At 68.6% G+C, this 26,267-nt stretch carries 32 protein-coding genes, 1 pseudogene and 1 riboswitch; of the genes and pseudogenes, 16 read left to right on the forward strand and 17 right to left on the reverse strand.

What is annotated here, in order from left to right:
* The 6 genes and pseudogenes from ACO2SS_RS22780 to ACO2SS_RS22805 all read left to right on the forward strand — a co-directional run.
* Positions 1–954, forward strand: a pseudogene (locus tag ACO2SS_RS22780) (chromosome segregation protein SMC); the annotation flags it as partial.
* Positions 955–1,122: 168 nt separating this feature from the next.
* Complete coding sequence (locus ACO2SS_RS22785) at positions 1,123–1,491, forward strand: AtpZ/AtpI family protein (protein WP_423280132.1); 369 nt, start codon at positions 1,123–1,125, stop codon at positions 1,489–1,491.
* A 52-nt stretch (positions 1,492–1,543) separates the two neighbouring features.
* Entirely contained in the window at positions 1,544–2,269 is a 726-nt protein-coding gene (locus tag ACO2SS_RS22790) for a F0F1 ATP synthase subunit A (protein ID WP_423280133.1), read from the forward strand.
* 63 nt (positions 2,270–2,332) lie between these two features.
* The gene (locus tag ACO2SS_RS22795; protein WP_150949349.1) at positions 2,333–2,557 is read left to right on the forward strand and encodes a F0F1 ATP synthase subunit C; all 225 of its coding nucleotides are present in this window, start codon (positions 2,333–2,335) and stop codon (positions 2,555–2,557) included.
* A gap of 83 nt (positions 2,558–2,640) precedes the next feature.
* Complete coding sequence (locus ACO2SS_RS22800; RefSeq protein WP_423280134.1) at positions 2,641–3,189, forward strand: F0F1 ATP synthase subunit B'; 549 nt, start codon at positions 2,641–2,643, stop codon at positions 3,187–3,189.
* Positions 3,190–3,201: 12 nt separating this feature from the next.
* On the forward strand, positions 3,202–3,687 hold the full coding sequence (locus ACO2SS_RS22805; RefSeq protein WP_423280246.1) for an ATP F0F1 synthase subunit B: 486 nt from the start codon (positions 3,202–3,204) through the stop codon (positions 3,685–3,687).
* Positions 3,688–3,756: 69 nt separating this feature from the next.
* Here the strand turns inward: ACO2SS_RS22805 and gcvPB are convergent, their stop codons facing one another.
* The 5 genes from gcvPB to gcvT are packed head-to-tail and all read right to left on the reverse strand — an operon-like array spanning position 3,757 to position 8,764.
* Complete coding sequence (gene gcvPB, locus ACO2SS_RS22810; RefSeq protein ID WP_423280135.1) at positions 3,757–5,400, reverse strand: aminomethyl-transferring glycine dehydrogenase subunit GcvPB; 1,644 nt, start codon at positions 5,398–5,400, stop codon at positions 3,757–3,759.
* A complete protein-coding gene (gene gcvPA / locus ACO2SS_RS22815; RefSeq protein ID WP_423280137.1) occupies positions 5,400–6,740 on the reverse strand; it encodes an aminomethyl-transferring glycine dehydrogenase subunit GcvPA in 1,341 nt (446 codons plus the stop codon). Before gcvPA ends, gcvPB begins: the two co-directional genes overlap by 1 nt.
* On the reverse strand, positions 6,740–7,228 hold the full coding sequence (locus ACO2SS_RS22820; protein ID WP_423280138.1) for an OsmC family protein: 489 nt from the start codon (positions 7,226–7,228) through the stop codon (positions 6,740–6,742). Before ACO2SS_RS22820 ends, gcvPA begins: the two co-directional genes overlap by 1 nt.
* Positions 7,229–7,238: 10 nt before the next feature.
* Entirely contained in the window at positions 7,239–7,613 is a 375-nt protein-coding gene (gene gcvH / locus ACO2SS_RS22825; RefSeq protein ID WP_423280139.1) for a glycine cleavage system protein GcvH, read from the reverse strand.
* An 11-nt stretch (positions 7,614–7,624) separates the two neighbouring features.
* A complete protein-coding gene (gcvT, locus tag ACO2SS_RS22830) occupies positions 7,625–8,764 on the reverse strand; it encodes a glycine cleavage system aminomethyltransferase GcvT (protein WP_423280140.1) in 1,140 nt (379 codons plus the stop codon).
* 157 nt (positions 8,765–8,921) lie between these two features.
* A riboswitch (glycine riboswitch) is annotated at positions 8,922–9,022 on the reverse strand.
* 113 nt (positions 9,023–9,135) lie between these two features.
* Between gcvT and ACO2SS_RS22835 the strand changes: the two genes are divergently transcribed.
* Positions 9,136–9,834: a DsbA family protein gene (locus tag ACO2SS_RS22835; protein WP_423280141.1), complete on the forward strand. Its 699-nt coding sequence runs from the start codon at positions 9,136–9,138 to the stop codon at positions 9,832–9,834.
* 3 nt (positions 9,835–9,837) lie between these two features.
* Here ACO2SS_RS22835 and ACO2SS_RS22840 read toward each other — a convergent pair whose 3' ends face one another.
* Both ACO2SS_RS22840 and ACO2SS_RS22845 read right to left on the reverse strand, forming a co-directional pair.
* Positions 9,838–10,440, reverse strand: a complete 603-nt coding sequence (locus ACO2SS_RS22840; protein WP_423280142.1) for a hypothetical protein — start codon at positions 10,438–10,440, stop codon at positions 9,838–9,840.
* Positions 10,441–10,448: 8 nt separating this feature from the next.
* Positions 10,449–10,964: an invasion associated locus B family protein gene (locus ACO2SS_RS22845; RefSeq protein ID WP_423280143.1), complete on the reverse strand. Its 516-nt coding sequence runs from the start codon at positions 10,962–10,964 to the stop codon at positions 10,449–10,451.
* A gap of 283 nt (positions 10,965–11,247) precedes the next feature.
* Between ACO2SS_RS22845 and coxB the strand changes: the two genes are divergently transcribed.
* From coxB to ACO2SS_RS22885, 8 genes are all read left to right on the forward strand, one after another.
* The gene (gene coxB / locus ACO2SS_RS22850) at positions 11,248–12,099 is read left to right on the forward strand and encodes a cytochrome c oxidase subunit II (protein ID WP_423280144.1); all 852 of its coding nucleotides are present in this window, start codon (positions 11,248–11,250) and stop codon (positions 12,097–12,099) included.
* Positions 12,100–12,122: 23 nt separating this feature from the next.
* Positions 12,123–13,739: a cytochrome c oxidase subunit I gene (gene ctaD, locus ACO2SS_RS22855; protein ID WP_423280145.1), complete on the forward strand. Its 1,617-nt coding sequence runs from the start codon at positions 12,123–12,125 to the stop codon at positions 13,737–13,739.
* Positions 13,740–13,858: 119 nt separating this feature from the next.
* Positions 13,859–14,824 carry a heme o synthase gene (locus tag ACO2SS_RS22860; protein WP_423280146.1) on the forward strand — a complete coding sequence of 322 codons (966 nt, stop codon included), beginning with the start codon at positions 13,859–13,861 and terminating at the stop codon, positions 14,822–14,824.
* Positions 14,824–14,988 carry a hypothetical protein gene (locus ACO2SS_RS22865; RefSeq protein WP_423280147.1) on the forward strand — a complete coding sequence of 55 codons (165 nt, stop codon included), beginning with the start codon at positions 14,824–14,826 and terminating at the stop codon, positions 14,986–14,988. Before ACO2SS_RS22860 ends, ACO2SS_RS22865 begins: the two co-directional genes overlap by 1 nt.
* Positions 14,989–14,995: 7 nt before the next feature.
* Positions 14,996–15,604: a cytochrome c oxidase assembly protein gene (locus tag ACO2SS_RS22870; RefSeq protein ID WP_423280148.1), complete on the forward strand. Its 609-nt coding sequence runs from the start codon at positions 14,996–14,998 to the stop codon at positions 15,602–15,604.
* Between the two features lie 67 nt (positions 15,605–15,671).
* Entirely contained in the window at positions 15,672–16,529 is an 858-nt protein-coding gene (locus tag ACO2SS_RS22875) for a cytochrome c oxidase subunit 3 (protein ID WP_423280149.1), read from the forward strand.
* 74 nt (positions 16,530–16,603) lie between these two features.
* Positions 16,604–16,975, forward strand: a complete 372-nt coding sequence (locus tag ACO2SS_RS22880; RefSeq protein ID WP_423280150.1) for a DUF983 domain-containing protein — start codon at positions 16,604–16,606, stop codon at positions 16,973–16,975.
* Complete coding sequence (locus ACO2SS_RS22885; RefSeq protein ID WP_423280151.1) at positions 16,972–17,808, forward strand: SURF1 family protein; 837 nt, start codon at positions 16,972–16,974, stop codon at positions 17,806–17,808. Before ACO2SS_RS22880 ends, ACO2SS_RS22885 begins: the two co-directional genes overlap by 4 nt.
* On the opposite strand, the gene sugE is transcribed toward ACO2SS_RS22885, so the two are convergent.
* The 9 genes from sugE to ACO2SS_RS22930 form a co-directional block, all read right to left on the reverse strand.
* Positions 17,722–18,036 carry a quaternary ammonium compound efflux SMR transporter SugE gene (gene sugE, locus ACO2SS_RS22890; protein ID WP_423280152.1) on the reverse strand — a complete coding sequence of 105 codons (315 nt, stop codon included), beginning with the start codon at positions 18,034–18,036 and terminating at the stop codon, positions 17,722–17,724. The genes ACO2SS_RS22885 and sugE overlap by 87 nt on opposite strands.
* 95 nt (positions 18,037–18,131) lie before the next feature.
* Positions 18,132–18,917, reverse strand: a complete 786-nt coding sequence (locus ACO2SS_RS22895) for an ABC transporter permease (RefSeq protein WP_423280153.1) — start codon at positions 18,915–18,917, stop codon at positions 18,132–18,134.
* On the reverse strand, positions 18,917–19,735 hold the full coding sequence (locus tag ACO2SS_RS22900) for an ABC transporter ATP-binding protein (RefSeq protein WP_423280154.1): 819 nt from the start codon (positions 19,733–19,735) through the stop codon (positions 18,917–18,919). The genes ACO2SS_RS22895 and ACO2SS_RS22900 overlap by 1 nt, the downstream gene beginning before the upstream one ends.
* Before the next feature lie 145 nt (positions 19,736–19,880).
* Positions 19,881–21,734, reverse strand: a complete 1,854-nt coding sequence (locus tag ACO2SS_RS22905; protein ID WP_423280155.1) for a patatin-like phospholipase family protein — start codon at positions 21,732–21,734, stop codon at positions 19,881–19,883.
* An 87-nt stretch (positions 21,735–21,821) separates the two neighbouring features.
* Positions 21,822–22,583, reverse strand: a complete 762-nt coding sequence (locus tag ACO2SS_RS22910) for an FkbM family methyltransferase (protein WP_423280156.1) — start codon at positions 22,581–22,583, stop codon at positions 21,822–21,824.
* Positions 22,580–23,005 carry a nuclear transport factor 2 family protein gene (locus ACO2SS_RS22915; protein ID WP_423280157.1) on the reverse strand — a complete coding sequence of 142 codons (426 nt, stop codon included), beginning with the start codon at positions 23,003–23,005 and terminating at the stop codon, positions 22,580–22,582. Before ACO2SS_RS22915 ends, ACO2SS_RS22910 begins: the two co-directional genes overlap by 4 nt.
* Before the next feature lie 88 nt (positions 23,006–23,093).
* Positions 23,094–23,498, reverse strand: coding sequence for a nuclear transport factor 2 family protein (locus tag ACO2SS_RS22920; RefSeq protein WP_423280158.1), 405 nt, complete (start codon positions 23,496–23,498; stop codon positions 23,094–23,096).
* Between the two features lie 138 nt (positions 23,499–23,636).
* On the reverse strand, positions 23,637–24,656 hold the full coding sequence (ilvC, locus tag ACO2SS_RS22925) for a ketol-acid reductoisomerase (RefSeq protein ID WP_423280159.1): 1,020 nt from the start codon (positions 24,654–24,656) through the stop codon (positions 23,637–23,639).
* A 16-nt stretch (positions 24,657–24,672) separates the two neighbouring features.
* Entirely contained in the window at positions 24,673–25,323 is a 651-nt protein-coding gene (locus ACO2SS_RS22930; RefSeq protein WP_423280160.1) for a TetR/AcrR family transcriptional regulator, read from the reverse strand.
* A gap of 174 nt (positions 25,324–25,497) precedes the next feature.
* On the opposite strand from ACO2SS_RS22930, the gene ACO2SS_RS22935 reads away from it, so the two are divergent.
* Positions 25,498–26,046, forward strand: coding sequence for a DUF924 family protein (locus ACO2SS_RS22935; protein WP_423280161.1), 549 nt, complete (start codon positions 25,498–25,500; stop codon positions 26,044–26,046).
* Here ACO2SS_RS22935 and ACO2SS_RS22940 read toward each other — a convergent pair whose 3' ends face one another.
* Positions 26,047–26,265, reverse strand: coding sequence for a hypothetical protein (locus ACO2SS_RS22940; RefSeq protein ID WP_423280162.1), 219 nt, complete (start codon positions 26,263–26,265; stop codon positions 26,047–26,049).
* Positions 26,266–26,267: the final 2 nt, after the last annotated feature.

Raw genomic sequence — 26,267 nt, forward strand, 5'->3', positions numbered from 1 at the left:
AATGCCGAGCTCGGGGAGGCCGATGCGCGCCGGAGCGCCGCTGCCGACAAGCTCGCGGGCGCCGAGGCGGCCCTCGCCGCGGCCGACCGGGACGCCCGGGCCGCCCTCGAAGGATTGTCGGCGGCGCGCGAGCGCCGGGCCGCGTCCGAGGTGCGCGCGCAGGCGACGGCCGAGCGCCTCGCGGAGCTGACCCGCCTCATCGCCGAGACCTTCGAGACCGACCCGGCCGGGCTGATGCAGCTGGCGGGGCTCGCCGAGAACGATGCCGTCACGGATCTTCCGGCCGTCGAGGCGCGCCTCGCCTCGCTCAAGGCCGATCGCGAGCGCCTCGGCGGGATCAACCTGCGGGCCGAGGAAGAACTCGCCGAGACGGAGGGCAAGCGCAGCCAGCTCGCGGCCGAGCGGGACGATCTCGTCGAGGCGATCCGTCGCCTGCGCGGGGCGATCGGCAACCTCAACCGCGAAGGCCGCGAGCGCCTCGTCGCAGCCTTCGGGATCGTCAACGGCCATTTCGGCCGCCTCTTCACCAAGCTCTTCGGCGGCGGCGAGGCCGAGCTGACCCTGATCGATTCGGACGATCCGCTGGAGGCGGGGCTGGAGATCCTGGCCCGCCCGCCGGGCAAGAAGCCCGCCTCGCTCTCCCTCCTGTCCGGCGGCGAGCAGGCCCTCACGGCCACCGCGCTCATCTTCGCGGTGTTCCTGACGAACCCCTCCCCCATCTGCGTGCTCGACGAGGTCGACGCGCCGCTCGATGACGCGAATGTCGAGCGCTACTGCGACCTATTGCGCGAGATGGCGGGCGAGACGGAGACGCGCTTCCTGGTCATCACCCACAACCCGATCACCATGGCCCGCATGGACCGGCTGTTCGGCGTGACGATGGCGGAGCGCGGGGTCTCGCAGCTCGTCTCGGTCGATCTGGTGGTGGCCGAGCAGCTGCGCGAGGCGAGCTGATCCGACCTGCCGCCCAGGGCCGGCAGGGATAGCAAATTCTCCAGTAGTTTCAGCGGCTTACGCCACTATCTCACGTTGTTGACACCCCCCGGAGGCGCCACTATGGTGCCGGCCGACCTCGGAGGGTGTTCGGCCGCTCCGCATCTGTTTTCGCGAGTTTTCGCCATCATGAGCGGTAACGGCACGCGGGACGGGCGCGATGAGACGTCCGGATCAGCCGCCGACGGGGACCTGTCCGGGAGGCTTCAGCGTCTCGGGGCTCAGATCGATGCGAAGCGGCCACCCGCAGACCAAAAGAAGAGCCCCGGCGACGCGCAATCGGGACATTCCTCCGCGATAGGTCTTGCTTTTCGGCTTTCGGCAGAGTTTGTAGCCGGGGTCTTGGCAGGGGGCATCCTGGGCTGGCTGGTCGACCGCATGGTCGGGACCGCGCCCTGGGGCCTGATCATCTGCCTGATCCTCGGCTTCGCTGCCGGCATGCTGAACCTGCTTCGGGCAACCGGATCAGTTAAGTCTGCCCGGCCGGGCGGCCATTGAGGTGCGGCTAGCAGCTGCGACTGCCCTAGAGGTGCGAGAGTAACGACGGACCATGGCGAGCCCGATCGAGCAATTCGAACTAAAGCCCATCATCCCCGCTCTTGGCTTCACGAATTCGTCGCTGTTCATGGTCGGCGGGGTCGCCTTGATCGTTGGCGGGCTGCTCTATGCCACGCGCAACCGTTCGGTGGTGCCTGACAGATTTCAGGCCGGCGCGGAGATCCTGCACGACTTCGTGGCGGGAACGCTGACGGATGCCGCGGGCCGCGACGGGATGAAGTTCTTCCCGCTCGTCTTCTCCCTCTTCATGTTCGTGCTGACGCTGAACCTCGTCGGGCTGATCCCCGGGTTCTTCACGGTCACGAGCCACATCATCATCACCTTCGCGCTTGCCGTCCTCGTGATCGGCACCGTGATCGGCTACGGCTTCTACAAGCACGGCACCCACTTCCTCGGGCTGTTCGTGCCCTCCGGCGTGCCCGGCTGGCTGCTGCCCTTCATCGTGGTGATCGAGATCATCTCCTTCATCTCGCGGCCCATCAGCCTCAGCCTGCGTCTCTTCGCCAACATGCTGGCGGGCCACATCGCCCTGAAGGTCTTCGGCGGCTTCGTGGTGGCGCTCGGCGGCGCCGGCGTCCTCGCCGTGCTGTCGCCCCTGCCGCTCCTGATGGCCGTGGCCCTCACGGCGCTCGAGTTCCTCGTGGCTGGGCTCCAGGCCTACGTCTTCACGGTTCTCACCTGCATCTACCTCAACGATGCAATCCACCCCGGCCACTAGGGCCTAGCCCTAGCCCGGTTCCTTCACCCGCCCTGACCGAACCCACCGTTCAAGGAGTTTTCCATGGATCCAGTCGCCTTCAAGTACCTCGGTGCCGGCCTCGCCTGTATCGGGATGGGCCTCGCCGCTATGGGCGTCGGCAACATCTTCGGCAACTTCCTGTCCGGTGCGCTGCGCAACCCGTCGGCTGCCGACGGCCAGTTCGCCCGGGCCTTCATCGGCGCCGCGCTCGCGGAAGGTCTCGGGATCTTCTGCCTCGTCGTCGCTCTGGTCCTTCTCTTCACCTGACGCCGGGACCGGTTCAGGGCGGTTTTTCGGACGCCGCTTCCCGCGGCGTCCTCCCTTTTTCGAGTAGAGGCAACTGACGCGCGATGGCCCAGACGACGACACAGCAGGTCGCCGGCACGGTGCAGGAAGCCGCTCACGGCGGCGAGTTCCCGCCCTTCAACACGGCCACCTATCCCGGCCAGATCATCTGGCTCGCGCTGACATTCGGCTTCCTCTACTTCATGATGGCGCGGGTGATCGTCCCGCGCCTCTCGGGAATTCTGGGCGACCGGCGCCGCCGGATCGCGACCGATCTCGAGCAGGCAGCCGAGATGCGCAGCCGCGCCGAAGAGGCCGGACGTGCCTACGAGCAGTCCCTCGGTGAGGCCCGCGCCAAGGCGCAGGCGATCGCCCAGGAGACGCGCACGGCGCTGAACACCGAGAGCGAGGTCCGGCGCAAGGGGCTCGAGGCCGATCTCGCGCAGAAGCTGGCGGAAGCCGAGACCACCATCCAGGCCAAGACCGCGAGCGCGATGTCGAATGTTCGCGAGGTCGCGACCGATGCCGCCACGGCCATCGTCGAGCGGCTGACCGGCCGTGCGCCCGACCGGGCCACGATCGACGGCGCCTACGACCGTGCCGCGCGGAGCTGAGTTGATCCCATGCTGAGCAATGCAACGTTCTGGGTCGGCGTCGCCTTCGTCATCTTCATGGCGCTGGCCTGGCGCATGGGCGCCTTCCGGCAGATTGCCGACAGCCTCGACGGCCGCGGCAGCCGTGTCCGGGCCGAGCTCGAGGAGGCCCAGCGCCTTCGCGCCGAGGCCGATGCGCTTCTGGCCGAATACAAGCGCCGCCGCGACGAAGCCGAGCGCGAGGCTCAGGACATCGTGAGCGCCGCCCGCGAGGAGGCCGAGCGGGTCGCCCGCGAGGCGCAGGAGCGGATGACGGAGTTCGTCCGCCGCCGCACCGCCGCCGCCGAGGCGAAGATCGCCCAGGCCGAGGCTTCCGCCGCACAGCAGGTCCGTGCCGCTGCGGCCGACGCCGCTGTCCGGGTGTCCGAAGCGGTGCTGCGCGACCAGATGCGCGGCCCGACGGCCGAGGACCTCCTCGCCCGCAGCCTCACCGAAGTTCGCGGGAAGCTGCATTCCTAGTCATCCGGATCACCCGGAGATGCAAAAAAGCCGGCCCTTGGGCCGGCTTTTCTGTTTTGGAGGCTCTCTCTACTCCGCCGCCTGGAGGGCCGGGATCGGGGCCGGCGGCGTCCAACGCAGCACCGGCTGCCTGGCCGCGCGGGTCTCGTCCAGCCGGCGGCGCGGGGCGAGGTAAGGTGCGCCGGTGAAGCGCTCCGTCTCGCCGCGCTTCGCCGCGAAGGCGAGGTCGCGCAAGGCCGCGATGAACAGGTCCAGCGAGGCCTTCGATTCGGATTCGGTCGGCTCGATCAGCATCGCCCCGTGCACGACGAGCGGGAAATACATCGTCATCGGGTGGTAGCCCTCGTCGATCATCGCCTTGGCGAAATCGAGCGTCGTGACGCCGGTATCCTTCAGCCAGGCATCGTCGAACAGAACCTCGTGCATGCAGGGCTTGTCGCCGAAGGGCAGGGACATGAGGTCCGACAGGCAGGCCCGGACGTAGTTCGCGTTGAGGACCGCATCCTCGGACGCCTGCCGCATCCCGTCCGAGCCGTGCGAGAGCATGTAGGCGAGCGCGCGCACGAACATGCCCATCTGCCCGTGGAAGGCCGTCATCCGGCCGACCGCCTCCGGGTTCTCGGCGTCCTCGACGAGCTGAAGCGCGTCGTCCTCCTGCCGCAGGAACGGCACGGGCGCGAAGGGCGCGAGTCGCTCGGACAGCGCGACCGGGCCGGCGCCCGGCCCCCCTCCCCCGTGCGGGGTGGAGAAGGTCTTGTGCAGGTTGATGTGCATGGCGTCGACGCCGAGGTCGCCCGGCCGCACCTTGCCGACGATCGCGTTGAAGTTCGCACCGTCGCAATAGAAGTAGCCGCCCGCCCCGTGGATCGCCTCGGCGATTTCGGCCGCGCGCGGCTCGAAGAGCCCGCAGGTGTTCGGGTTGGTGAGCATGATGGCCGCGATCTCGGGGCCGAGCAGCGGCTTCACGTCCGCGAGATGGACCCAGCCGTCGTCGCGCGCCGGCACGCTCTTCACCGTGAAGCCGAGCAGCGCGGCCGTGGCGGGGTTCGTGCCATGCGCCGAATCGGGGACGAGCACCACGTTGCGCGTCTCGGCCTCGCCGCGGGCCGCGATCGCGGCCTTGATGGCCATCATGCCGAGAAGCTCGCCATGCGCACCCGCCTTGGGCTGCAGCGCGACGGCGGGCATGCCGGTCAGCGTGGTCAGGTAGCGGGCGAGTTCGCTCATCAGCTCCAGCGCGCCCTGCACGGTCGAGACCGGCTGCAGGGGATGGATGTCGGCGAATCCCGGCAGCCGCGCCATGCGCTCGTTCAGCCGGGCATTGTGCTTCATCGTGCACGAGCCGAGCGGGAAGAGGCCGGTGTCGATGCCGTAATTGCCCTGGCTGAGGCGGACGTAGTGCCGCATCGTCTCCGGCTCGGAGAGGCCGGGCAGGCCTATGGGAGCCGTGCGCTCCAGCCCGCCGAGACGCGGCTCGAAAGCCTCCGGCTCGTCGAGATCGATGCCGCTCACGTCCGGCCGCCCGATCTCGAAGATCAGCGGCTCTTCCTGCACCAGCCCGCGGTTGCCCGTGAAGGTCTGGGGAATTCCGGAAGCCGCCGCTGCTCCCCCGGAGGCGCTTGCCGGCGGGCGCTCGCTGCCGGCTGCGCCGGCCACCGCCGGCTCGTCCGCGAGCGGCCTGATGGAAGTCGGGCGTCCCTGGCGGTTCAGCATCACAGAATGTCCTTGAGGCCCTGGACCAGCGCCGCCCGGTCCTCGTCCGTGTTGATCTCGGTCGTGGCGACGAGAAGCAGGTCGTCGAGCCCGCCGCCGGGGATCAGGCGCGACACCGGGACGCCGGCCAGGATGCCCTCGGCGGCGAGGGCCTCGGCGACGCCCGCCGCCGGCTCCGGCAGCCGCAGCGTGAACTCGTTGAAGAAGGTGGCGTTCAACACCTCCACGCCCGGAACGCCGGCGAGCATGCCGGCGAGCTTCACGGCATTGGCGTGGTTCACGCGCGCCAACCGCCGGAGGCCCGCTTCGCCCAGCAGCGTCATGTGGATCGTGAAGGCGAGGCAGCAGAGGCCCGAATTCGTGCAGATATTCGAAGTCGCCTTGTCGCGCCGGATATGCTGCTCGCGCGTGGACAGCGTCAGCACGAAGCCGCGCCGCCCTTCCGCATCGGTCGTCTCGCCGCAGAGCCGCCCCGGCATCTGGCGCACGAATTTCGACCGGGTCGCGAAGAGCCCGACATAGGGGCCGCCGAAGGACAGCGCATTGCCGATCGACTGGCCCTCGCCGACCACGATGTCGGCCCCCATCGCCCCGGGCGATTCGACGAGCCCGAGCGACACGGCCTCCGTGAAGACCGCAATCAGCAAGGCGCCGGCCTTGTGCGCGGCCTCGGCGATCGGCCGGAGGTCCCGCAGGTTGCCGAACACGTCCGGGCTCTGGACGACCACGCAGGAAGTCTCGCGATCGATCGAGGCGACGATGTCCTCGGAGGCGGAAACGTCCGGCGGCAGCGAGACCACCTCGTCCCCGGCCATTCCGGAGACCGTGCGGACGACCTCGGCATAGTGCGGATGCAGGCCGCCCGAGAGCACGGCCTTGCGGCGCTTCGTGACCCGGTGCGCCATCAGGACGGCCTCGGCCGTGCCGGTCGAGCCGTCGTACATGGAGGCGTTGGCCACCTCCATGCCGGTGAGCGCCGCGACCTGGGTCTGGAACTCGAAGAGATATTGCAGCGTGCCCTGCGCGATCTCCGGCTGGTAGGGCGTGTAGCTGGTGAGGAACTCCGAGCGCTGGATGAGGTGGTCCACGCTCGCCGGGACATGGTGCTTGTAGGCGCCCGCCCCGACGAAGAACGGAACGGAGGAAGCCGGCATGTTCCGGCCCGCCATCCGGGACAGGATGCGCTCGACCTCGAGCTCGCCCTTGTGCCGCGGCAGGTCGGGCGGCGCGGTCATGCGCCTCGCCTCCGGGATGTCGGCGAAGAGCGCGTCGATGTCGGGCACGCCGATGCGGCCGAGCATCGCCTCGCGATCGGACGGGGTCAGGGGGAGATAGCGCATCAGGCGGGCTCGGTTTCCGCATGCGCCAGCCCCGCGATCGTCACCTCGGCGAGGATCGAGTTCGCGATGTAGCACTCGGCATGCGCGCGGTGGTGGATGTCGGCGAGTTCGGCCTCGCTCGGCCGCTTCTCGCCCGAGAACGCGACCTGCGGGTTCAGGGCGATGGCCGAGACGAAGAGCTTGCCGCGCTCGTTCCGGCTCATCGTGGCCACCGCCTCGTCGCGGTAGCTGTCCACGACGAAGCCCTTCTTGGCCGCGAACGCGAGAAAGAAGAGCATGTGGCAGGCCGACACGGAGGCGCAGAGCGCCTCCTCGGGATCGACGGCATCCGCCCGCGAATAGGGCAGCGGGACCGAACTCGGCGCGGAGGAGCCCGGCACCTCGACGTCGCCATCGAAGATCCAGCGATGGCCGCGGCCGTATTTCCCGTCCGTGAAGACGGCGCCGTCCCGGCTCCAATCCACGGTCGCGCGATATTCGTGGGCCATCGGCGGATCCTCAGCTGATCGACGAGAGGTATTCGGAATACTCGGCCTCGCTCATCAGGCCTTCGAGCTCGGCCGGATCCTTGAGCTTCAGCTTCAGGAACCAGCCGCGGCCCGCCGCATCGTCGTTGACGGTGCCGGGCGCGGCTTCGAGCTCGCCATTGACCTCGACCACGTCGCCCGAGACGGGGGCGTAGACCTCGCTCGCGGCCTTCACGCTCTCGACCACGGCGGCCTCCTGCCCCTTGGTGAGCGCCTTCCCGACCTCCGGCAGCTCGACGAAGACGACATCGCCGAGCTGGGCCTGGGCGTAGTCGGTGATGCCGACCGTCCCGGTATCGCCCTCGACGCTGATGTATTCGTGGTCGCGCGTGTAGCGGATCGTCATGTCAATGGACCTCAGCGGCGGTAGCGGTGGGGGACGAAGGGCAGCTTCACGACCTCGGCCGGGACCCGCTTCTCGCGGATCATGACGCCGATGCGGGTACCGGGCGCGGCGTAGTCCGCGACGACGTAGCCCATGGCGACCGGACCGCCGACGCTCGGCCCGAAGCCGCCCGACGTGACCTTGCCGATGAGCTCGCCCGCGAGATCGAGGATGTCCGCATGCTCCCGGGCCGGGGCGCGGCCCTCGACCCGGATGCCGACGCGGCGCCGCAGCGGGCCGTTGGCGATCTCCTCCGAGATGCGGATATGGCCCGGGAAGCCGCCCTCCTCCCGGCGCCGACGCTGGATCGACCAGGCGAGGCCCGCTTCGACCGGCGACGTCTCCTGGTTGATGTCGTGGCCGTAGAGCGGCAGCCCCGCCTCCAGGCGGAGCGAATCGCGGGCGCCGAGGCCGACCGGCTTCACGGCCGGCGAGCGCGTGAGAAGCCCCCAAAGCTCCTCCGCCCGGTCCGCCGGGACGGAGATCTCGAACCCGTCCTCCCCCGTATAGCCGGAGCGGCTGACATGGGCCGGGATGCCGGACAGGGTCATGGAGGCTCCAGTCATGAAGGCGAGCTCGCCGGTCTCCGGCGCGATCGCCCCGAGGACGCCCGCCGCTTCGGGCCCTTGCAGCGCGAGAAGCGCGCGATCGTCCTCGCGGCGCAGCTCGACACCCTCGGGCAGCCGGGCCGCGATATGACGGTAATCCGCCTCCTTCGTGGCGGCATTGACGACGAGGATCAGTTCGCCGCCGCCGGCGCTGCGGGAAGGGCGGGCCACCATGAGGTCGTCGAGGATCCCGCCCTCCTCGTTCAGCAGCTGCGTGTAGCGCTGCTGGCCGAACGCGAGCCCGGCAATGTCGGCGGGCACGAGCGCCTCCAGGGCAGCCGCGACCGTCGCGTGGTCGGGCCCGACGAGACGGGCCTGCCCCATATGCGACACGTCGAAGAGGCCCGCATGCTCGCGGGTCCAGCTGTGCTCCGCGAGGATGCCGGCCGGGTACTGGACCGGCATGGCATAGCCCGCGAAGGGCACCATGCGGGCGCCCGCCTCCCGGTGCAGCCGCGCGAGCGGCGTCTCCAGCAGGTCGTCCGGTTGCTTGTCGTGTGCCATTGGCTCCTCGGGTCCGGACGATGCAAAGGCGCGAGACCGCTGGCGCGGCCCGGCCCTTGCCCCCTCTGTCCACGGACCTGAGAGATTCCCCCCGTCGGACCGGGGGTTACTCCGTCGGTGGGCGGCGCCTTTCGGCGCAGCCGCTTTCCAGAGTGCCAGCTCCCGCGCGGTCCTTTAGGCCTGAGCGTTTCCGGGGCGGTTGCGCCTTCGGCGTCGAGCCGGCCTTTCAGCCGCCTCGAACTCTCCCGCGGGGGATCATTGACGGGCGGGAGCTTAAGGAGCCCCGGCGCAGGGTGTCAACGCGGCCCGAGCAGGCGACTCGCCTTGCGCACGCCTGAATTGCCCGCGACACCCGCTGGATGGAGACGCGAATGATCGATCGGCGACGCATCCTGGCCATGGCGGGAGTGGGAGCGCTCGGCGCGCTCTCGGTGGCGTCCGCCCGGGCCGAATCCTCCGCCGCCAACCAGTGGTTCGCGGTCACCGGGGACGACGGCAAGCCGGTTCCCAACTTGCGCATCCCGGTCGAACTCGCCGAGGACATCGAGGACCTTCCGGGCGCGATCTGGGGCGGGCCCGCCGATGCCGCCATCAAGCTCGTGGAGTTCTTCGACTACAATTGCCCCTGGTGCCGAAGCGCCTACGACCAGGTGAACGTGCTCCTGCGGGAGAACCGCGACCTGCGCATCGGACTTGTCAACAACCCGATCCTGTCGCCGATGTCGATGCAGGCCGCCAAGGTCGAGCTCGCCCTGCTCAAGCTGAAAGGGGCGGCGGTGGCCCACAAGCTGACCGACATGCTCTATGCCGTGCCCGGCCGCATCGACGGCCCGCGGGCCTTGGACGTCGCGGCGAAGCTCGGCGCCGATCGCCGCGAGGTCGAGCGCGTGGCCGACGGCGCGGACGTGGACACCATGCTGAGCCGGCAGATGAAGCTCGCGGCCTCGCTCGGAATCGTCGCGACCCCGTCCTACGTCGTCGGCGGGGCCGCGGTCCTCGGCTATCCGGGACCCGAGACGCTGGCCCGCATCGTCGCGAATACGCGCGAATGCGGGACGATCAGCTGCTGAAGCTCAGCTGCGGCCGCGGCGCGTAGGCGCGGCACGACCGGCGGAGCCGAGCGCGACCTCGATGTCGAACTCGCCCGTGCCGGGCGGAACGACCATGCCGTCCTCCACCACGATGCCGCTCTGCTCGTATTGCCCCGCCGGAATCGAGATGGGGACACGCTGCGAGCGGCTGGCGATCACCTGATCGCCGCGCTTGAGGACGAAACTCACCGGCGCGTCGAAGCGGCCGCCCGAGCCGCCCGGCCCTAGCAGCGCGCGCACCTGCACGCCGACCTTCACGATGACCGCGCCGTCATCGCGCCCGATGCATTCGCGAGCGACATTCGCGATGGAGAGCTGGCTGCGGACGGCCGCCGTGTCACCGCCGCCGGCGCGGATCGCCGCGCCGCCATCCCGCACCGTCACCGGAGGGCAATCGGCAACCTCGATCGGTGGGACCACCTGGGCGGCGGGCACGGTGGCGCCGCCATAAAGAAGGAAGTTCTTGAACGTGCTTCCTGTCCCCTCGCCCGTGTCGGACGAGGTCGAGCTGCAACCTGCGAGCGCCAGGGGCACCAGCGCGCAGGCAAAGAGCTTGGCCACCTGCGCAACGTAATCCGACTGCATTCCAGACCTCAGGGCAGACTATCGAAACCGGGTCCAAAGCCCTCGAGGGACACGGGAATTCCCACACCTTCCTCTGGCGTCTGGAAGACGATGAAGGTCGCGGTCTTGCCGCTCTTGAGCTGGTTCAGGAGATTGTCCTCGAGCACCACCTCGGCGACGCAGCCGGTCGTCAGGCAGCGCACGAAGCCGGCGCGGCCCACATCCGTCTCGTCGATCTTGAGGCCGAGCCCGGCAGGAAGAAGGACGCCGAGCGGCGCCACAACCCTGAGCAGGCGGCTCTTGGCGTCGGCCGTCTTCAGCACGATCACGAGGAGCGTGACGTTCGGCCGGTCCTCGGCCGCGACGTTCTGCACCAGGGCGCACTGCTCGGTTTTGGCCCCGGCTGGGGTCTCGCAGCGGAGCTGCCAGTCGTTGAAGGTGTTCCGCACCACACCCTGAGCGGATGCAGGTGAGGCTCCCGCCAGCGCTCCCCAGATCAGGCCGAGGCCAAGCCCCAACCTCGAAAGCTTTGCGATTGATGCCATTTTGGATCCCGCCACAGGCTCTCGACAGCCCGCGGATTAACCGAACTCGGACCATGGTGGAGGTGCGCCTGTCAAGGTCGCGCGCCTGAAGCAGGAATTCGGATAGCGCTGGCCCTTATGACGCACGAAATCGCGAGCTTGGCGGCGTTGCGTCGTGTCGGGGGATGTGTTCTTAGACGCGTTGTAATCGGGGGCCCGATGGCACGCGCTCGTCTGCCGGACCTTGTGCCGCGCCCGCCCCTCTCGACGGTTCGTCGGTCAAAGAGTTCTGGACGAGGATGGGATGGCAAATCGGCTACGCGGTCTGAGATCGGCTCTGATCGCCGCGGGTGTGACGACGGCTTGCGCGGGGACGGCCCTGGCCGCCGGAATCGGGCAGCCTGAAGATTGGCAGGTGGGCATGCAGCAGGCGGTGACGCCGCTCGCCCGCGAGATGCAAAGCTTCCACACCCAGCTGATGTGGATCATCACGGCCATCGTGCTGTTCGTGCTGGCCCTCCTGGTCATCGTGGTCGTGAAGTTCAACGAGCGCGCGAACCCGACGCCCTCCAAGACCAGCCACAACACCGCCATCGAGATCGCCTGGACGGTCGTCCCGGTGCTGATCCTCCTCCTGGTCGCCATCCCGTCGTTCCGGCTGCTGCGCAACCAGCTCGTGATCCCGAAGGCTGACGTCACCATCAAGACGACCGGCCACTCCTGGTACTGGTCCTACGAGTACCCGGCCGACCAGGGCGGCGGGTTCACGTTCGACGCGAACATCGTCGAGGAGAAGGACCTGAAGCCCGGCCAGCCGCGCCTCCTGGCGACCGACAACGAGGTCGTCGTGCCGGTGAACAAGGTCGTGCGGCTGCAGACGACGTCTGCCGACGTCATCCATTCCTGGGGCGTGCCGTCCCTCGGCTTCACCATGGACGCCGTCCCCGGCCGCCTGAACGAGATCTGGTTCAAGATCGAGCGCGAGGGCGTCTATTACGGCCAGTGCCGCGAGCTCTGCGGCCAGCGCCACGCCTACATGCCCATCACGGTCCGCGCCGTGAGCGATGCCGAATACGCAAACTGGCTGGCCGAAGCGAAGCAGAAGTTCGCCGCGACCACGACGGACGGCACCAAGCTCGCCGACGCCACCCGCTGACCTAGACCACGAAGAAGTCCGCCATGGCCCACGCTGCCCACGCTGACCACGCCGATCATCACACCCCCACGGGGTGGCGGCGCTGGCTGTTCTCGACGAACCACAAGGACATCGGCACCCTCTACCTGCTGTTCGCCTTCATGGCGGGCATCATCGGAGGCCTCCTCTCCATCGCCATGCGCATGGAGTTGCAGGAGCCGGGCCTGCAGATCTTCACCAACCCGCAGACCTTCAACGTCTTCGTGACGGGCCACGGCCTGATCATGGTGTTCTTCCTGGTCATGCCGGCGCTGATCGGCGGCTTCGGAAACTGGTTCGTGCCGCTGATGATCGGCGCGCCGGACATGGCCTTCCCCAGGATGAACAACATCTCGTTCTGGCTGACGGTCTCCGCCTTCTGCCTGCTGCTCATGTCCCTCTTCTTCGAGGGCGCCCCGGGCTCGACCGGGTTCGGCGGCGGCTGGACGGTCTATCCGCCGCTCTCGACCTCCGGCCACCCCGGCCCGGCGCTCGATTTCGGCATCTTCGCGCTCCACCTCGCGGGCGCGGCCTCGATCCTGGGCGCGATCAACTTCATCACCACCATCCTGAACATGCGCGCCCCGGGCATGACGCTGCACAAGATGCCGCTCTTCGCCTGGTCGATGCTGGTCACGGCGTTCCTGCTGCTGCTGTCGCTGCCCGTCCTCGCCGGCGCGATCACCATGCTGCTCACGGACCGCAACTTCGGGACGACCTTCTTCGACCCGGCCGGCGGCGGTGACCCGATCCTCTACCAGCACCTGTTCTGGTTCTTCGGTCACCCCGAAGTGTACATCATGATCCTGCCGGCCTTCGGCATCGTGTCGCACATCGTGTCGACCTTCTCGCGGAAGCCGATCTTCGGCTATCTCGGCATGGCCTACGCGATGGTGGCCATCGGCGTCGTCGGCTTCGTCGTGTGGGCGCACCACATGTACACGGTCGGCCTCTCGCTCCAGACGCAGGCCTACTTCGTCTTCGCCACGATGGTGATCGCGGTGCCGACGGGCGTGAAGATCTTCTCCTGGATCGCCACCATGTGGGGCGGCTCCATCCGCTTCACGGCCGCCATGTACTGGGCGATCGGCTTCATCTTCCTGTTCACGGTCGGTGGCGTGACCGGCGTCGTCCTCGCGAATGCGGGCGTCGATCGCTACATGCACGACACCTATTACGTGGTGGCGCACTTCCACTACGTGCTGTCGCTCGGCGCCGTGTTCATGATCTTCGGCGGCGTCTACTACTGGTTCCCGAAGATGACGGGCCGGATCATCCCCGAGCGGATCGGCATCATCCACTTCTGGATCTCGTTCATCGGCGCGAACGTCCTGTTCTTCCCGATGCACTTCCTGGGTCTCGCCGGCATGCCGCGCCGCTATGCCGACTATCCGGACGCGCTCGTGGACTGGAACCGCGTTGCCTCGTTCGGCGCCTACGCCTTCTTCCTTGGGCTGTTCGTGTTCCTGTACGGCGTCTACCGGGCCTTCACGTCCGGCGAGCGTGCGGCCGCGAACCCCTGGGGGCCTGGCGCCACGACGCTGGAGTGGACGCTGTCGTCCCCTCCGCCCTTCCACCAGTTCGAGACCCTGCCGCGGATCGCGGATACGGATCACCACTGACCATCCGTCGTCCCGGAACCCGCTAGGCGGGATCCGGGACCCACGACCGGGCTCGAAAGCGTGATCGGGGGATCCGGGACCGCCGCCGGGGTCCCGGGAATGACGGGCCTGAAAAGACCATGACCAGCGCAACCGACACCATCTCGACGAATTCCGGACCGGCCCTGGAGGCCGCTCCGGCCTTCTCGAACGGCGAAGTCGGCGACTTCATCGCCCTCCTCAAGCCGCGGGTCATGTCGCTCGTGGTCTTCACGGCCCTGGTCGGCATGCTGGTGTCGCAGCCGGCCGTGAACCCCATCCTCGCCGCGGCCTCGCTCCTGATGATCGCGATCGGGGCCGGCGCCTCCGGCTGTCTCAACATGTGGTGGGACGCCGATATCGACGCCGTCATGAGCCGGACCCGCACCCGGCCGATCCCGGCCGGGCGGATCACGCCCGACGAGGCCCTCGCCTTCGGGCTGACGCTGTCCATCGGCTCCGTCCTGGCTCTCGGCCTGATCGCGAACTGGCTCGCCGCCGCGCTCCTCGCCGGCACGATCGCGTTCTACGTGGTCGTCTATTCGATGGGCCTGAAGCGCTGGACGGACCAGAACATCGTCATCGGCGGGCTCGCCGGGGCGCTTCCGCCCGTGGTGGCCGATGCGGCCGTCAGCGGGTCGGTCGGAATGCCGAGCCTCGTGCTCTGCGCGCTGATCTTCCTGTGGACGCCGCCGCATTTCTGGGCGCTGGCTCTCGTGAAGTCCGGCGACTACGCGAAGGCCGGCGTGCCGATGATGCCGAACGTTCGCGGCCCGGACGCCACCCGCACCCAGATTCTCGCCTACACCCTGGTCCTCGTGCCCTTCGGGCTCCTGCCCGTGTGGCTCGGCTTCGGCGGCCTCGTCTACGCGGTGGTCAGCGCCCTGTCCGGCCTCGGCATGGTCGCGCTCGCCGTGCAGGTCTATCGCATCCGCGCGGGTGACGAGGCGGCCCGCACCGCCATGCAGCTCTTCGGCTTCTCGGTGCTGTACCTGTTCCTCCTCTTCGCGGCGCTTCTGGCGGAGCACGGCCTCGGCCTGTTCCACGCCGTGCCGGGACTGGCCTGATGGCCCCCGAGGCACCCCGGCCGCCGGGGCTGACCGAGGCGGAGAGGAAGCGTCGCCGCACGCGCTCCTTAGCGATCGCGCTCGTGCTCGGCTTCATGGTCCTGCTGTTCTACGTGGTGACCATCGCCAAGCTCGGGCCACAGGTCCTGAACCGTCCGTTGTGAGGGAGCCATGAGCCCGCACGAGAGAGAAGAGCGCGAGAAGCGGATCGCACGCGGCATCCGGAACACGGGCATCGCGTGCCTGAGCCTGGCCGTCGCCATGGTGGGCGTCGCCTATGCGGCCGTGCCGCTCTACGACCTGTTCTGCCGCGTCACGGGCTTCGACGGCACGCCGATCGCCGGCACCGAGGCGCCGTCGGAGACCCTCAACCGCCGCATGACCGTGCGGTTCGACACGAATGTCGCGCCCGGGCTCGGCTGGAGCTTCAGGCCGGAGGTCGCGCAGGTCGAGGCCCGCCTCGGCGAGACGCGCACGGTCTTCTTCAAGGTCAAGAACGAGGGCCCGCGGCCGACCACGGCCGTCGCGACCTACAACGTGCAGCCGGGCCAGCTCGGCGCCTATTTCGTGAAGCTCAAATGCTTCTGCTTCGACGAGCAGACGCTGCAGCCCGGGGAGACGATGGACTTCCCGGTCGTCTTCTACATCGATCCCTCGATCGCCAAGGACCGCAACCTGGACGACATGGAATCGGTGACCCTGTCCTACACCTACTTCAACTCGCGCAACGGCCAGCCGCTCGCGGCTGTCGATCAAGGTCCGGCAAAGCCGAAACTTTGACGCGCGGGACGTGACAAGATCAGAGCCCGCGTCGTAACGAGGGCGCAGCGAACGGAGACAAGGCGGCATGGCCGACACTGCCGAGATTAAGCACGATTATCATCTCGTAGACCCGAGCCCCTGGCCGCTGGTGGGCTCGATCAGCGCCTTCGTCATGATGGTCGGCCTCGTCTTCACCATGAAGGGGCTGCCGGTCGCCGGGCTGAAGCTTGGCCCGTACATCCTCGGCGCCGGTTTCCTCGGCGTCCTCTACACGATGGCCGCATGGTGGAGCGACGTGATCCGCGAGGCGGGTCCGGAGCACAAGCACACCCGCGTGGTGCAGCTCCACCACCGCTACGGCATGATCATGTTCATCGCCTCCGAGGTGATGTTCTTCGTCGCGTGGTTCTGGGCCTATTTCGATGCGGCGCTCTTCCCGGCCGATCCGCACCAATATGCCCGCGCCGAGCTCCTGGGCGCCTGGCCGCCGAAGGGCATCGAGACCTTCGATCCCTGGCACCTGCCGCTGCTCAACACGCTGATCCTGCTCACCTCGGGCACGACGGTGACGTGGGCGCACCATGCCCTGCTCGAAGGCGACAAGAAGGGCGTGCTCCAGGGCCTCGCCCTGACAGTCGGCCTCGGCGTGCTGTTCACGATCTGCCAGATCTTCGAGTACAGCCACGCCGCCTTCGGCTTCTCGGGCCACATCTACGGCGCCACCTTCTTCATGGCGACGGGCTTCCACGGCTTCCACGTCGTGATCGGCACCATCTTCCTCGCCGTGTGCCTGTGGCGCGCCTACCAGGACCAGTTCACGCCGACCCGGCATCTCGGCTTCGAGTTCGCCGCCTGGTATTGGCACTTCGTCGACGTGGTGTGGCTGTTCCTGTTCGCGGCGATCTACGTCTGGGGCGCCGGGCCACATGCCGGCGGCCACTGACGGCCGGGCCGCTCAGCTCCCATATGAAGGGCGGCCTCGGCCGCCCTTTTTCGTTTCAGCTCCCGGTGACCCGAGTGTACGACCAGCATAACCGCCCCTCCGCTCTCTCCAGCGGCCTCCGCTGCCGCTGCCCGCGCTGCGGCGAGGGCAAGCTGTTCGACGGCTTTCTCACCGTCCGGCCGCGCTGCGAGGTCTGCGGGCTCAATTTCCAGTTCATCGATTCCGGCGACGGCCCGGCCTTCTTCGTCATGTCGATCGTGGGCGTGATCGTGGTGGGGCTCGCGATGTGGGCCGAGTTCGCCTACGAGCCGCAGATCTGGGTGCACATGGCGCTCTGGATCCCCCTTACCTTCCTGCTCAGCGCGATTCTGGTGCGACCCGCGAAGGCGCTGCTGATCGCCTCGCAATTCGCCAACAAGGCCGAAGAGGGTCGGCTGCAGCAGTGAGCACCTTCGCACGCGCCGCGGGCTGGCGCGGCCTCGTCGCCCCGGCGATCGCGACGGCGATCGCCCTCGCGATCCTCGTCACGCTCGGATACTGGCAGCTCGAGCGGAAGGCCTGGAAGGAAGACCTGCTCGCCGCCATCAATTCGCGCGCCTTCGGAGCAGCCGTCGCGGCTCCGGCCGAGCGCGACTGGCCCTCATGGTCGCCCGCCCAGGACGAGTTCCGCCGGGTTCGGCTCACCGGGACCTTCCTGCACGACCGCGAGATCCAATTGCACGGCCTTGCGGAGGAGCGCCGCGGCCAGCCGCTGCAGGGCTTCTACGTCTTCACGCCGCTGCAGCGCCCCGACGGCTCGATCGTGATGGTCAACCGCGGCTTCGTGCCGACCGCCCTGCGCAAGCCCGAGAGCCGGGCCGAGGCGCAGCCCGCCGGAGAGGTCAGCGTGACCGGCCTCCTGCGCAATCCGGAGCAGCGGGGCTGGTTCGTTCCGGCCAACAATCCCCAGCGGGACCAGTGGTTCGTCCGCAGCATCGGCGAGATGGCACAGGCCCGTGGTCTCGGCCGCGTGGCGCCGTTCTATGTCGACGCGGACAACACGCCCAATCCCGGCGGCTGGCCGCGCGGCGGGCAGACGCGCATCAATCTGCCGAACGACCACCTGCATTACGCGCTGACCTGGTTCGGCCTCGCGCTGACGCTGATCGGGGTCTTCGTGGCCTTCGCCTGGCGGCGGCTGCACCCGGCCCCGTCACGAGACGAGCTTCAGCCCCAGGATGCCCGCCACGATCAGGCCGATGCAGAGGAGCCGGAGCACGGTCGCCGGGTCGCCGAATAGGACCATGCCGAGGATGGCCGTCCCGACCGTGCCGATGCCGGTCCAGACCGCATAGGCGGTCCCGACCGGAAGCTCCTTCAGGGCGAGGCCGAGCAGGGCGACGCTGGCCACCATGCTGACGACCGTGAGGGCCGTCGGGACAACGCGCGTGAAGCCGTCGGTGTATTTCAGCCCGATCGCCCAGCCGATCTCGAACAGGCCGGCGACGAACAGCAGAACCCAGGACATCTCTCGATCCGATGGAGGCCGAACGGCACCCCCCCTTCCGGGGCAGAGGCGCGCTCGGCTGAAGCGTGACGGCGCGGCGGCGGAAAGCCGCCCGCCTATCTGGGGCCGGATGGTCCCGGCCGCCAAGCGAGGAGGCGGTTCTCGACGATCGTGACGAGCGTGTCGATGATGATGACGAAGATCGCCAGGATGAACATGCCGGCGAAGACGCCCGTCACGTCGAAGACGCTCTCCGCCTCGTGGATCTTGTAGCCGAGGCCGGCGGAGGAGCCGAGATACTCGCCGACCACCGCGCCCACGAGCGCGAATCCGACCGAGGTATGGAGCGAGGAGAACATCCAGGTCAGCGCCGCGGGCCAATAGACGTGCCGGAGCAGCTGGCGCTCGTTCATCCCGAGCATCCGGGCATTGGCCAGCACCGTCGGCGAGACCTCGCGGACGCCCTGGTAGACGTTGAAGAAGACGATGAAGAAGACGAGCGTGAAGCCGAGCGCCACCTTCGACCAGATCCCCAGCCCGAACCACAGGGCGAAGATCGGGGCCAGCACGACGCGGGGCAGTGCGTTCGCGGCCTTGATGTAGGGGTCGAAGACGGCCGCGAGCAGGTCGTTCCGGGCGAACACGAAGCCGACCAGGATGCCGCCTCCCGCCCCGAACACGAAGGCGAGGATCGTCTCCTGCAGGGTGATCCAGAGATGGCCCCAGATCTCGCCGCCCGAGAGCTCGCGCCAGACGCGGGCGATCACGTCCAGCGGCGTCGAGAAGAAGAACTGGGCGTTCCGGACGCTGCCGAAGACCGGATAGACCGTCACCACGTGCCAGATCGCCAGGAGGGCGACCGCGACCAGGATCTGGAGGACGAGAAGCTTGACGCGGCTCATCAGGCGATCTCCTCGGCCCCGTAGGCCTTCTGGACCTCGCTGCGCAGCCGGGCCCAGATCTCCTTGTGGATGTGGTGGAATTCCGGATCGAGCCGGATCTCGGCGGTATCGCGCGGGCGGGCGAGCGGGACGGGGAAATCGCCGATGATCCCGGCCGCGGGTCCTGCGGACATGACGACCACCCGGTCGGCCAGCGCGATCGCCTCCTCCAGGTCGTGGGTGACGAAGAGGCAGGCCTTCCGGTCGGCCGCCCAGAGCTTGAGGAGGAGGTTCCCCATCAGCTGGCGCGTCTGCGCGTCCAGCGGCCCGAAGGGCTCGTCCATCAGCAGGATCTCGGGATCGCGGATCAGCATCTGGGCGAGCGCCACGCGCTTGCGCTGCCCGCCCGACAGCATGTGCGGATAGCTCTCGACGAAGCTCTTCAGGCCGACGCGGCCGAGCCAGGCGCGGGCCTGATCGAGGGCCTCGCGGCGCGGGACGCCCTTCGGCTCGAGCGCCACGGCGACATTGTCGATGGCGCTCTTCCAGGGCATCAGGGCATCGGCCTGGAAGAGATACCCGGCCCGCCCGTTCAGGCCGGAGAGAGGCGCCCCGAAGACGTCGACGCGGCCGGCGCTCGGCACGAGGAGGCCGGCGGCCGCATTGAGCAGGGTCGACTTCCCGCAGCCCGTGGGGCCCACGATCGCCACGAACTCGCCCGGCCGCGCCGTGAGGTCGATTCCCTCGACGGCCTTGTAGGTCGCGCCGTTCTTCAGGGGGAAAGTGATCGCGACCCCGGCCAGCGAAACGGCTGCCGAGCCGGGCGAAGTCTCGTCCATGAACGTCCCGGATCCCTTGCGGTGATTGGCGCAGCCGTCGAGCGGGCTGCCGGTGCCCTCATACGATGCCAAGCGTGCCGGGGCGAGCCGTACGATATGCTCAGCCGTCCTTCGAGGATCCGCTGTCCGGGCGCTCCTGGCCGGCTCAGTGGTAAGCGGCGAGTTCGCGCGGGTCGAGCACGCTGATGTCCTCGCGGGCGGTCTCGTAGCCGCCCTTCACGGCATCGTCGAACCGGTTCCAGTCCAGCAGCCCGATCCCGTTGAGCAGCGGGCGGAAGCAGATATCCGCCTTGGCCCGCATCTCGCGCTGGCGCCCGGTGGACTGGAGCGTGCTCGCGTTGAGGAGCATCTCGGGAAGGCTCGGGAGATCGTATTGCCGCTTGCCGCCCTTCAGCCGGTCCAGCAGGAGCGAGATCGTGCTCGGCATGCGGTCGAAATCGACCTTGCGGATGCGGTCGGTCTGGAGATCCACGGCGATGATCTTCCTCACCCCGTAGCGCTGCATGACGTCGACGGGGAGATTGTTGACCGTGCTTCCGTCCACATAGAGGTGGCCGTCGATCACGACGGGCGGCAGCGCACCCGGGATGGCGAAGCTCGCGAGAAGGCTGCGCGACAGCGAGCCGTGCGTGAGCACCGCCTCCGAGGAGGTGGAATAGTTCGCCGCCACGCAGAAATAGGTGATCCAGGTGTCCTCGACCCCGATGTCGCGGCCCGCGATCTCCGCCACCGTCGCCTCGATGATCTTACGGCTGCGCTTGCCCTTGGCGAGCGAGATGAGCGGCAGGAGGTTGTAGTCGCCCGTCGGCGTGCCGTTCTCGACGAAGATCCGCCGCGCGGCCCGCACCAGATCCTCGCCGACGAGGTCCATGGCGCGCAGCCCCCCGATCGCCGAGCCGATGCTGGCCCCGCCGACGACATCGACGACCAGCCCCGCGTCGCTCAGCGCGTTCATGACGCCGACATGCGCGAAGCCGCGCGCCCCTCCCCCCGAAAGGACGAGGCCAACCGCCCGGCCCGTGACCAGCCGCGCGAGCCGCTTCACGTCCCGGTCGAGCGCCGGCCGGACATGGATGTGCCGCGACACGGCGCGGCGATCGAGCCAGGCCTGCGTTCCGAGGGGGGAGCGCTTGACCGCATTGTGCAGGAGAACGAGGCTCTGCACGGGGCGGACCGCGATGCTCTCGTCATCGAGGAGCCTCGCCTCGACCTCCGATACCTGCACGGGCGAATCCGCATCCGCCACGAGCAGGATCTCGTCCGCCCGGCGCAGGCAGGCCCGGGTCCAGTCGCTCGCCTCCTGATCGGCGAGCATGAGGAGCGCCGCGCTCGTGACCTCCGCATTGTCGAACCAGCGGGCAACGCCGCCATGCGGGTTGCCCTGGTCCGCACGGTCGGCCGCCGGCAGGGTGGCGTAGTCCTCCGCGGCCAGCAGGCGAGCCGGGCCCGCGAGCGTGCCGATCGCGTCGGTGAGCGCGTGCGCGAAGCCGCGCAGATCCGCGATGGGCGTGATCGGCAGGATGCAGATCGTGACACGCCCCGTCGCGCCGCGATGCGTCTCCTCGCGGCGGAAGCGCTCGATGATGGTCCGCATGACGCTGAGGGAGATGTTCGGGCCGCCACCCGCCAGGATCCGCTCGAAGGTCGGCCGCGTCATCCGGGCGACGAGCGAGTCCCGGACCGCCACCACGGTCGCCGACCGCGGCTCGCCCGAGATGAGCGCCAGCTCGCCCACCGTCTCCCCACGCACGATCTCGCCCAGCAGCTGCTTCATCTGCCCGAGGCGCCGTGTGGCACGGAGACGGCCGCTCACGACGAAGAAGAGCTCTTCGGAGCGCTCGTCCTCGCGGACCAGCGTCTCGCCGGCCCGGAGCGCCAGGACCGTCAGGTCCTTCTCGACCTCGTCGAAGAGTCTGTCGTCGGGTGTCCCGAAGAACTCGCGAAAGGCCGCCCGGAGCTCCTCCCTGTGCTGCCGGGAACCCGCGAGATCATCTGCCATGAACCGCTCCAAGAGGGCGCCACGCGGACCATCGGCCGAGGATGGGGCCGAGAGGATGGGACAAGCGGAGACGAGCCCCGCCCGAAGTCAAGACGGCTCGACCGGGGGCAGGCCGTCCGCCCGGGTGAACAGCCACTCGGCCGGGCCTGCTTCCACGACATCCTCCAGGCGCGCCGGAACGAGGTCGGTGGTTCCGACGCGTTCGACATTCCATCCGCGAAGGATTTCCAGCGTGTTTCGCGGCTCGAGCTCCGCGCCCGAGGCCTGCAGGATGTCGGGATGGAGGGCGAGAAGGAGCGCCGCGGCCCGGTCCAGGATCGGGCCGAGCTGCGGAAGCAGCGCATATTCGCCACCCTCGATGTCGATCTTCACGAGATCGAACCGGCGACGGCCCGGGATGCCGAAGGCGATCTCGCCCGGCGTGACGGACGGACTGGTCCAGGTTTCGCCCGCCCCCGCGAGGAGCACGCTCGACATGGAATCGCCGGGCTTTCGGCGCGCTCCCAGCCGCACGGGGCCCGCGGCCGCCGCGATCGCGCGAGGCACGACCCGGACCCGCTCGGCGAGATGAGGATTGGCTGCGAGGTTGCGGCCGAGCTGCTCCAGCGCCTTCGGATCAGCCTCGACGGCCACCACCTCGGCCCCGAGCGAGGCCGCGTAGAGCGTCAGCGCGCCGACCCAGGTGCCTATGTCGAGAAACAGGGAGCCCGGCCGCAGGAACCGCTCCAGGACGCCGAGCGTGCCCGGCTCCCATCGCCCCGCCTCCACGCGTTCCCAGAATGTCGGCTGGTCGTCGTCGACGAAGATCGTATGCGAGCCGATCGCGACCTGCCGGACATTCGACGTCATGCGCCGAGCAGCCGGGCCGCCAGCGCCGTGTCGGCGAATTGCTTGAACAGCACGATCTTGTCGCCCTCGAAGCCGATCAGGTCGAGGAGCTCGGTCTCCGCCTCCTGCCCGCTCGCCGGGACGCGCACGCGAGCGCTCCAATGGACGGCTGCCTTGTCGCCCTCGATGAGGAGCAGGCGCAGTTCGACCTCGCGGAACTCGAAGCTCGCCATCAGGCGCCGCAGCACCTCGCGGACCGCCGCATCGCCCATCGCGCTCAGCGGGACCGGGCTCGCGGCAGGCGAGCCGACCAGCATGAACTGCGCCCGGGGGGCGAAATGGGCCATCACCCCGTCCAGGTCCCCGCGCCGCCGCGCCTCGTAGGCGGCCCGGATGACCGCCTCGATCCTCGCCCGCTGCTCCATGCCAGCCCCCTTCGGCACGAAACCTTGTCTCGCTGGCAGCGAGGCTATCAAACTGTGCAGCGAAAGCTGTGTCCCGGGCGCCTCAGCGCGCCGCCGTCCGGGGCCGTCAGGCGAGCAGCCGCTTCGCCAGGGCCGTATCGGCGAATTCCCTGAACGACCGAACCTTGCCGCCCTCGAACGTGAGCAGATCGACCAGCTCCGTCTCCGCCTCGGCGCCGGATTTCGGCACCTTGACCTGCGCGCGCCAGTGAACGACCGCCCGATCGCCGTCGATCATCTGGTTGAGCACGCGCCGGTTGCTGAACTGGAAGGTCGCGATCAACTCCTGCACGACACCGCGAAACGCCTTTGCGCCCTCGACCTGGCAGGGGATCGAGCTGGAGGCACCGCAACCCGCGATCGAGAACTGCACATCGTCGGCCATCAGCCGCAGGATGCCGTCCACATCGCCGCGCATCCTCGCATCGTAGATGTCCCGGATCACGGTTTCGAGCGTAGCCTTGTCGGACATGCCACCCTCCTGCCTGTTCAGCAGGAAGAGAGTAGACGCCGCTCGGCGGCAGCAAAAGACAAAAAAGAGGCGGCGCGACCACTCCGGTCGCACCGCCTCGCTGCTCAGATACTCTTCCTGTCGTCAGGCCAGGGTTGCTCAGTTCTTGGCCTTGTCCACCAGGGCCTTCTCCTTGATCCACGGCATCATGCCGCGAAGGCGCTCGCCGACTTCCTCGATCGGGTGAGACGCCATGCGGGCGCGGGTCGCCTTGAACGAGGTCTGGTTGACGCGGTTCTCGAGCATCCAGTCGCGAGTGAACTTGCCGCCCTGGATGTCCTTCAGCACGCGCCGCATCTCGGCCTTGGTCTCCTCCGTGATGATGCGCGGCCCGGTCACGTACTCGCCGTACTCGGCCGTGTTCGAGATCGAGTAGTTCATGTTCGCGATGCCGCCCTCGTAGATGAGGTCGACGATCAGCTTCACCTCGTGCAGGCACTCGAAATAGGCCATCTCGGGGGCGTAGCCCGCCTCGACCAGCGTCTCGAAGCCGCCCTTGATGAGCTCGACGAGGCCGCCGCAGAGCACGACCTGCTCGCCGAAGAGATCGGTCTCGCACTCCTCCTTGAAGGTCGTCTCGATGATGCCGGCGCGGCCGCCGCCATTGGCCGAGGCGTAGGACAGGCCGAGGTCATGCGCGTTGCCGGTCGCGTCCTGATGGATGGCGATCAGGGTCGGCACGCCGCCGCCGCGCAGGTACTCGGAGCGGACCGTGTGGCCGGGGCCCTTCGGGGCGACCATGAGGACGTCGAGGTCCTTGCGCGGCTCGATCAGGTTGAAGTGCACGTTGAGGCCGTGCGCGAAGAGGAGCGCGGCGCCCTCCTTCATGTTCGCCTCGAGGTCGTCGCGGTAGATGTCCGCCTGCAGCTCGTCGGGCGTCAGCATCATGACGACGTCGGCCCACTTGGCGCCTTCGGCCGGGGTGTAGACGGTGAAGCCGGCGCCCTCGGCCTTGGCGCGCGTGGCCGAGCCGGCCTTCAGCGCGATGGCGACGTTCTTCACGCCGGAGTCGCGCAGGTTCTGCGCATGGGCATGGCCCTGGCTGCCATAGCCGACGATCAGGACCTTCTTGCCCTTGATCAGGTTTATGTCGGCGTCACGATCGTAATAAACGCGCATCGAGGTTCCCTCCGGTTCAAACGTTGCGGGGCCGACCATCGGCTCCACGGTGACCCGCCCCGAACAGGGCGAAGAATTGCGCCGTCGCCGCGACGGCGTGCTCGTCGATGTCCTTCTCGCTCGGGCGCTTCTTGTCGCCGAGGAGAAGGCGGATTTGTGTGTCGCGGACGACCAGGCCGAAGAAGGTCCGGAAGGCGTCGCGCGTATCGGCGAAATCCAGCAGCCCGGCTTCGCGTCCCGCCTCGAGCACCGGCTCGAGGCGCTTCTGCATGGCCGAGGGCCCATTCTCGAGCACGATGCGCCCGAGCGCCCTCCCCTTGATCCCGGCCTCGCCAACGGCGAGGCGGTTCAGGGCGATCGAGGTCTCTCCCGTCAGCGTGCGGAGCCAATTCCGGGCGAACTGGACGAGGCTGGTTCGAAAGGTGTCAATGTCATAGCCGCCGTCCGGCACGGGCAGTCCCCGGACGCCGGATGCCTGCCGCTGGACGGTCGCCGTCAGCAGGCCCTCGCGGCCGCCGAACCACTTGTAGAGCGTCTCCTTCGAGCAGCTCGCCCGCTCGGCGACGGCATTCATGGTCGGCGCCTCGCCCTTCTCCTTGAGAAGCGCGAGCGCGGCATCGAGCACTTCCGCCTGTCGCTCGGTGAGTTCCACAGCCTTCCTGTCCAAGCACTTCGCCCCCGCGTCACGACCAGCAGGAGATGAAGTACCGTAACGTACGGTACGGCTCTCTAGCCACGCCGGGCCGCGCCGGTCAAGCGCAAAGGCGCAATTGCAGCCGCGCAGAACACCGCGCGGCAAACCGCGCTACCTTGCGGGCGAGCAGGGACAGAGAGATTCGAGATGAGCGAAGCGACGACGCCGGACGACATTCTGCGGTTCTGGCGCGAGGCGGGACCGGATGCCTGGTTCACGAAGAACGCCGAGTTCGACGAGCGGTGCCGGGCCGGCTTCCTGGAGGCCTATGAACGCGCGGCGGGGGGCGAGCTCTCGGACTGGGAGGAGACGCCGGAAGGCGCGCTGGCGCTGGTGATCCTGCTCGACCAGATGCCCCGGAACATGTTTCGCCAGGACCCGCGCACCTGGGCGACCGACCCGCTGGCGCTGACGATCGCCGATCGCGCCATCGAGAAGGGTTTCGACAAGGCCGTACCGCGGGACCTACGACAGTTCTTCTACCTGCCCTTCATGCATTCCGAAGCCCCCGCGATCCAGGAGCGCTCGGTCGAGATCTACACGGCGCACGGCGACCCCGAGAACCTGAAGTTTGCCCTGCATCACCGGGACATCGTTGCCCAGTTCGGGCGCTTCCCGCACCGGAACGAGGTCCTCGGGCGAGAGACGACGCCCGAGGAACTGGCCTACCTCGAAACGGATCCGTTCCGGGGATGATCAACGCTGCGCGGGCGGCTGGTTCTGCTGCTGCTCGCGCTTGTTGGCCTGATGCCGGCCCACGGCGCAGCCCGCGGCGGCGCCCATGGCGCCATGGTTGCCGGCGACATGGCCGGCGATCCCGCCCGCGATCGCGCCCTTAATGCAGCCCTTGGCGTCCGCTGCCTGGCTGATGAACGTCGCGCCCGCGAGCGCGACAGCCACAATGACGTGCTTCATGG

Origin of the sequence: Enterovirga sp. CN4-39, assembly GCF_049446235.1 — a bacterium.
Lineage (GTDB): Bacteria > Pseudomonadota > Alphaproteobacteria > Rhizobiales > Beijerinckiaceae > Enterovirga.

Excerpts from the sequence above, each read along its gene's own strand:
- ACO2SS_RS22935 (WP_423280161.1), top strand. The coding sequence starts at position 25,498 with ATGAGCGAAGCGACGACGCCGGACGACATTCTGCGGTTCTGGCGCGAG.
- ACO2SS_RS22910 (WP_423280156.1), bottom strand. The coding sequence starts at position 22,583 with ATGACGTCGAATGTCCGGCAGGTCGCGATCGGCTCGCATACGATCTTC.
- ACO2SS_RS22940 (WP_423280162.1), bottom strand. The coding sequence starts at position 26,265 with ATGAAGCACGTCATTGTGGCTGTCGCGCTCGCGGGCGCGACGTTCATC.
- sugE (WP_423280152.1), bottom strand. The coding sequence starts at position 18,036 with ATGTCCTGGGTTCTGCTGTTCGTCGCCGGCCTGTTCGAGATCGGCTGG.
- ACO2SS_RS22845 (WP_423280143.1), bottom strand. The coding sequence starts at position 10,964 with ATGGCATCAATCGCAAAGCTTTCGAGGTTGGGGCTTGGCCTCGGCCTG.
- ACO2SS_RS22835 (WP_423280141.1), top strand. The coding sequence starts at position 9,136 with ATGATCGATCGGCGACGCATCCTGGCCATGGCGGGAGTGGGAGCGCTC.
- ACO2SS_RS22795 (WP_150949349.1), top strand. The coding sequence starts at position 2,333 with ATGGATCCAGTCGCCTTCAAGTACCTCGGTGCCGGCCTCGCCTGTATC.
- ACO2SS_RS22820 (WP_423280138.1), bottom strand. The coding sequence starts at position 7,228 with ATGGCCCACGAATATCGCGCGACCGTGGATTGGAGCCGGGACGGCGCC.
- ACO2SS_RS22905 (WP_423280155.1), bottom strand. The coding sequence starts at position 21,734 with ATGGCAGATGATCTCGCGGGTTCCCGGCAGCACAGGGAGGAGCTCCGG.
- gcvPA (WP_423280137.1), bottom strand. The coding sequence starts at position 6,740 with ATGCGCTATCTCCCCCTGACCCCGTCCGATCGCGAGGCGATGCTCGGC.
- gcvPB (WP_423280135.1), bottom strand. The coding sequence starts at position 5,400 with ATGCTGAACCGCCAGGGACGCCCGACTTCCATCAGGCCGCTCGCGGAC.
- ACO2SS_RS22840 (WP_423280142.1), bottom strand. The coding sequence starts at position 10,440 with ATGCAGTCGGATTACGTTGCGCAGGTGGCCAAGCTCTTTGCCTGCGCG.
- gcvT (WP_423280140.1), bottom strand. The coding sequence starts at position 8,764 with ATGGCACACGACAAGCAACCGGACGACCTGCTGGAGACGCCGCTCGCG.
- ACO2SS_RS22785 (WP_423280132.1), top strand. The coding sequence starts at position 1,123 with ATGAGCGGTAACGGCACGCGGGACGGGCGCGATGAGACGTCCGGATCA.
- ilvC (WP_423280159.1), bottom strand. The coding sequence starts at position 24,656 with ATGCGCGTTTATTACGATCGTGACGCCGACATAAACCTGATCAAGGGC.
- ACO2SS_RS22860 (WP_423280146.1), top strand. The coding sequence starts at position 13,859 with ATGACCAGCGCAACCGACACCATCTCGACGAATTCCGGACCGGCCCTG.
- ctaD (WP_423280145.1), top strand. The coding sequence starts at position 12,123 with ATGGCCCACGCTGCCCACGCTGACCACGCCGATCATCACACCCCCACG.
- ACO2SS_RS22895 (WP_423280153.1), bottom strand. The coding sequence starts at position 18,917 with ATGAGCCGCGTCAAGCTTCTCGTCCTCCAGATCCTGGTCGCGGTCGCC.
- ACO2SS_RS22875 (WP_423280149.1), top strand. The coding sequence starts at position 15,672 with ATGGCCGACACTGCCGAGATTAAGCACGATTATCATCTCGTAGACCCG.
- gcvH (WP_423280139.1), bottom strand. The coding sequence starts at position 7,613 with ATGACGATCCGCTACACGCGCGACCACGAATACATCAGCGTCGAGGGC.
- ACO2SS_RS22865 (WP_423280147.1), top strand. The coding sequence starts at position 14,824 with ATGGCCCCCGAGGCACCCCGGCCGCCGGGGCTGACCGAGGCGGAGAGG.
- ACO2SS_RS22870 (WP_423280148.1), top strand. The coding sequence starts at position 14,996 with ATGAGCCCGCACGAGAGAGAAGAGCGCGAGAAGCGGATCGCACGCGGC.
- ACO2SS_RS22900 (WP_423280154.1), bottom strand. The coding sequence starts at position 19,735 with ATGGACGAGACTTCGCCCGGCTCGGCAGCCGTTTCGCTGGCCGGGGTC.
- ACO2SS_RS22920 (WP_423280158.1), bottom strand. The coding sequence starts at position 23,498 with ATGTCCGACAAGGCTACGCTCGAAACCGTGATCCGGGACATCTACGAT.
- ACO2SS_RS22800 (WP_423280134.1), top strand. The coding sequence starts at position 2,641 with ATGGCCCAGACGACGACACAGCAGGTCGCCGGCACGGTGCAGGAAGCC.
- ACO2SS_RS22790 (WP_423280133.1), top strand. The coding sequence starts at position 1,544 with ATGGCGAGCCCGATCGAGCAATTCGAACTAAAGCCCATCATCCCCGCT.
- coxB (WP_423280144.1), top strand. The coding sequence starts at position 11,248 with ATGGCAAATCGGCTACGCGGTCTGAGATCGGCTCTGATCGCCGCGGGT.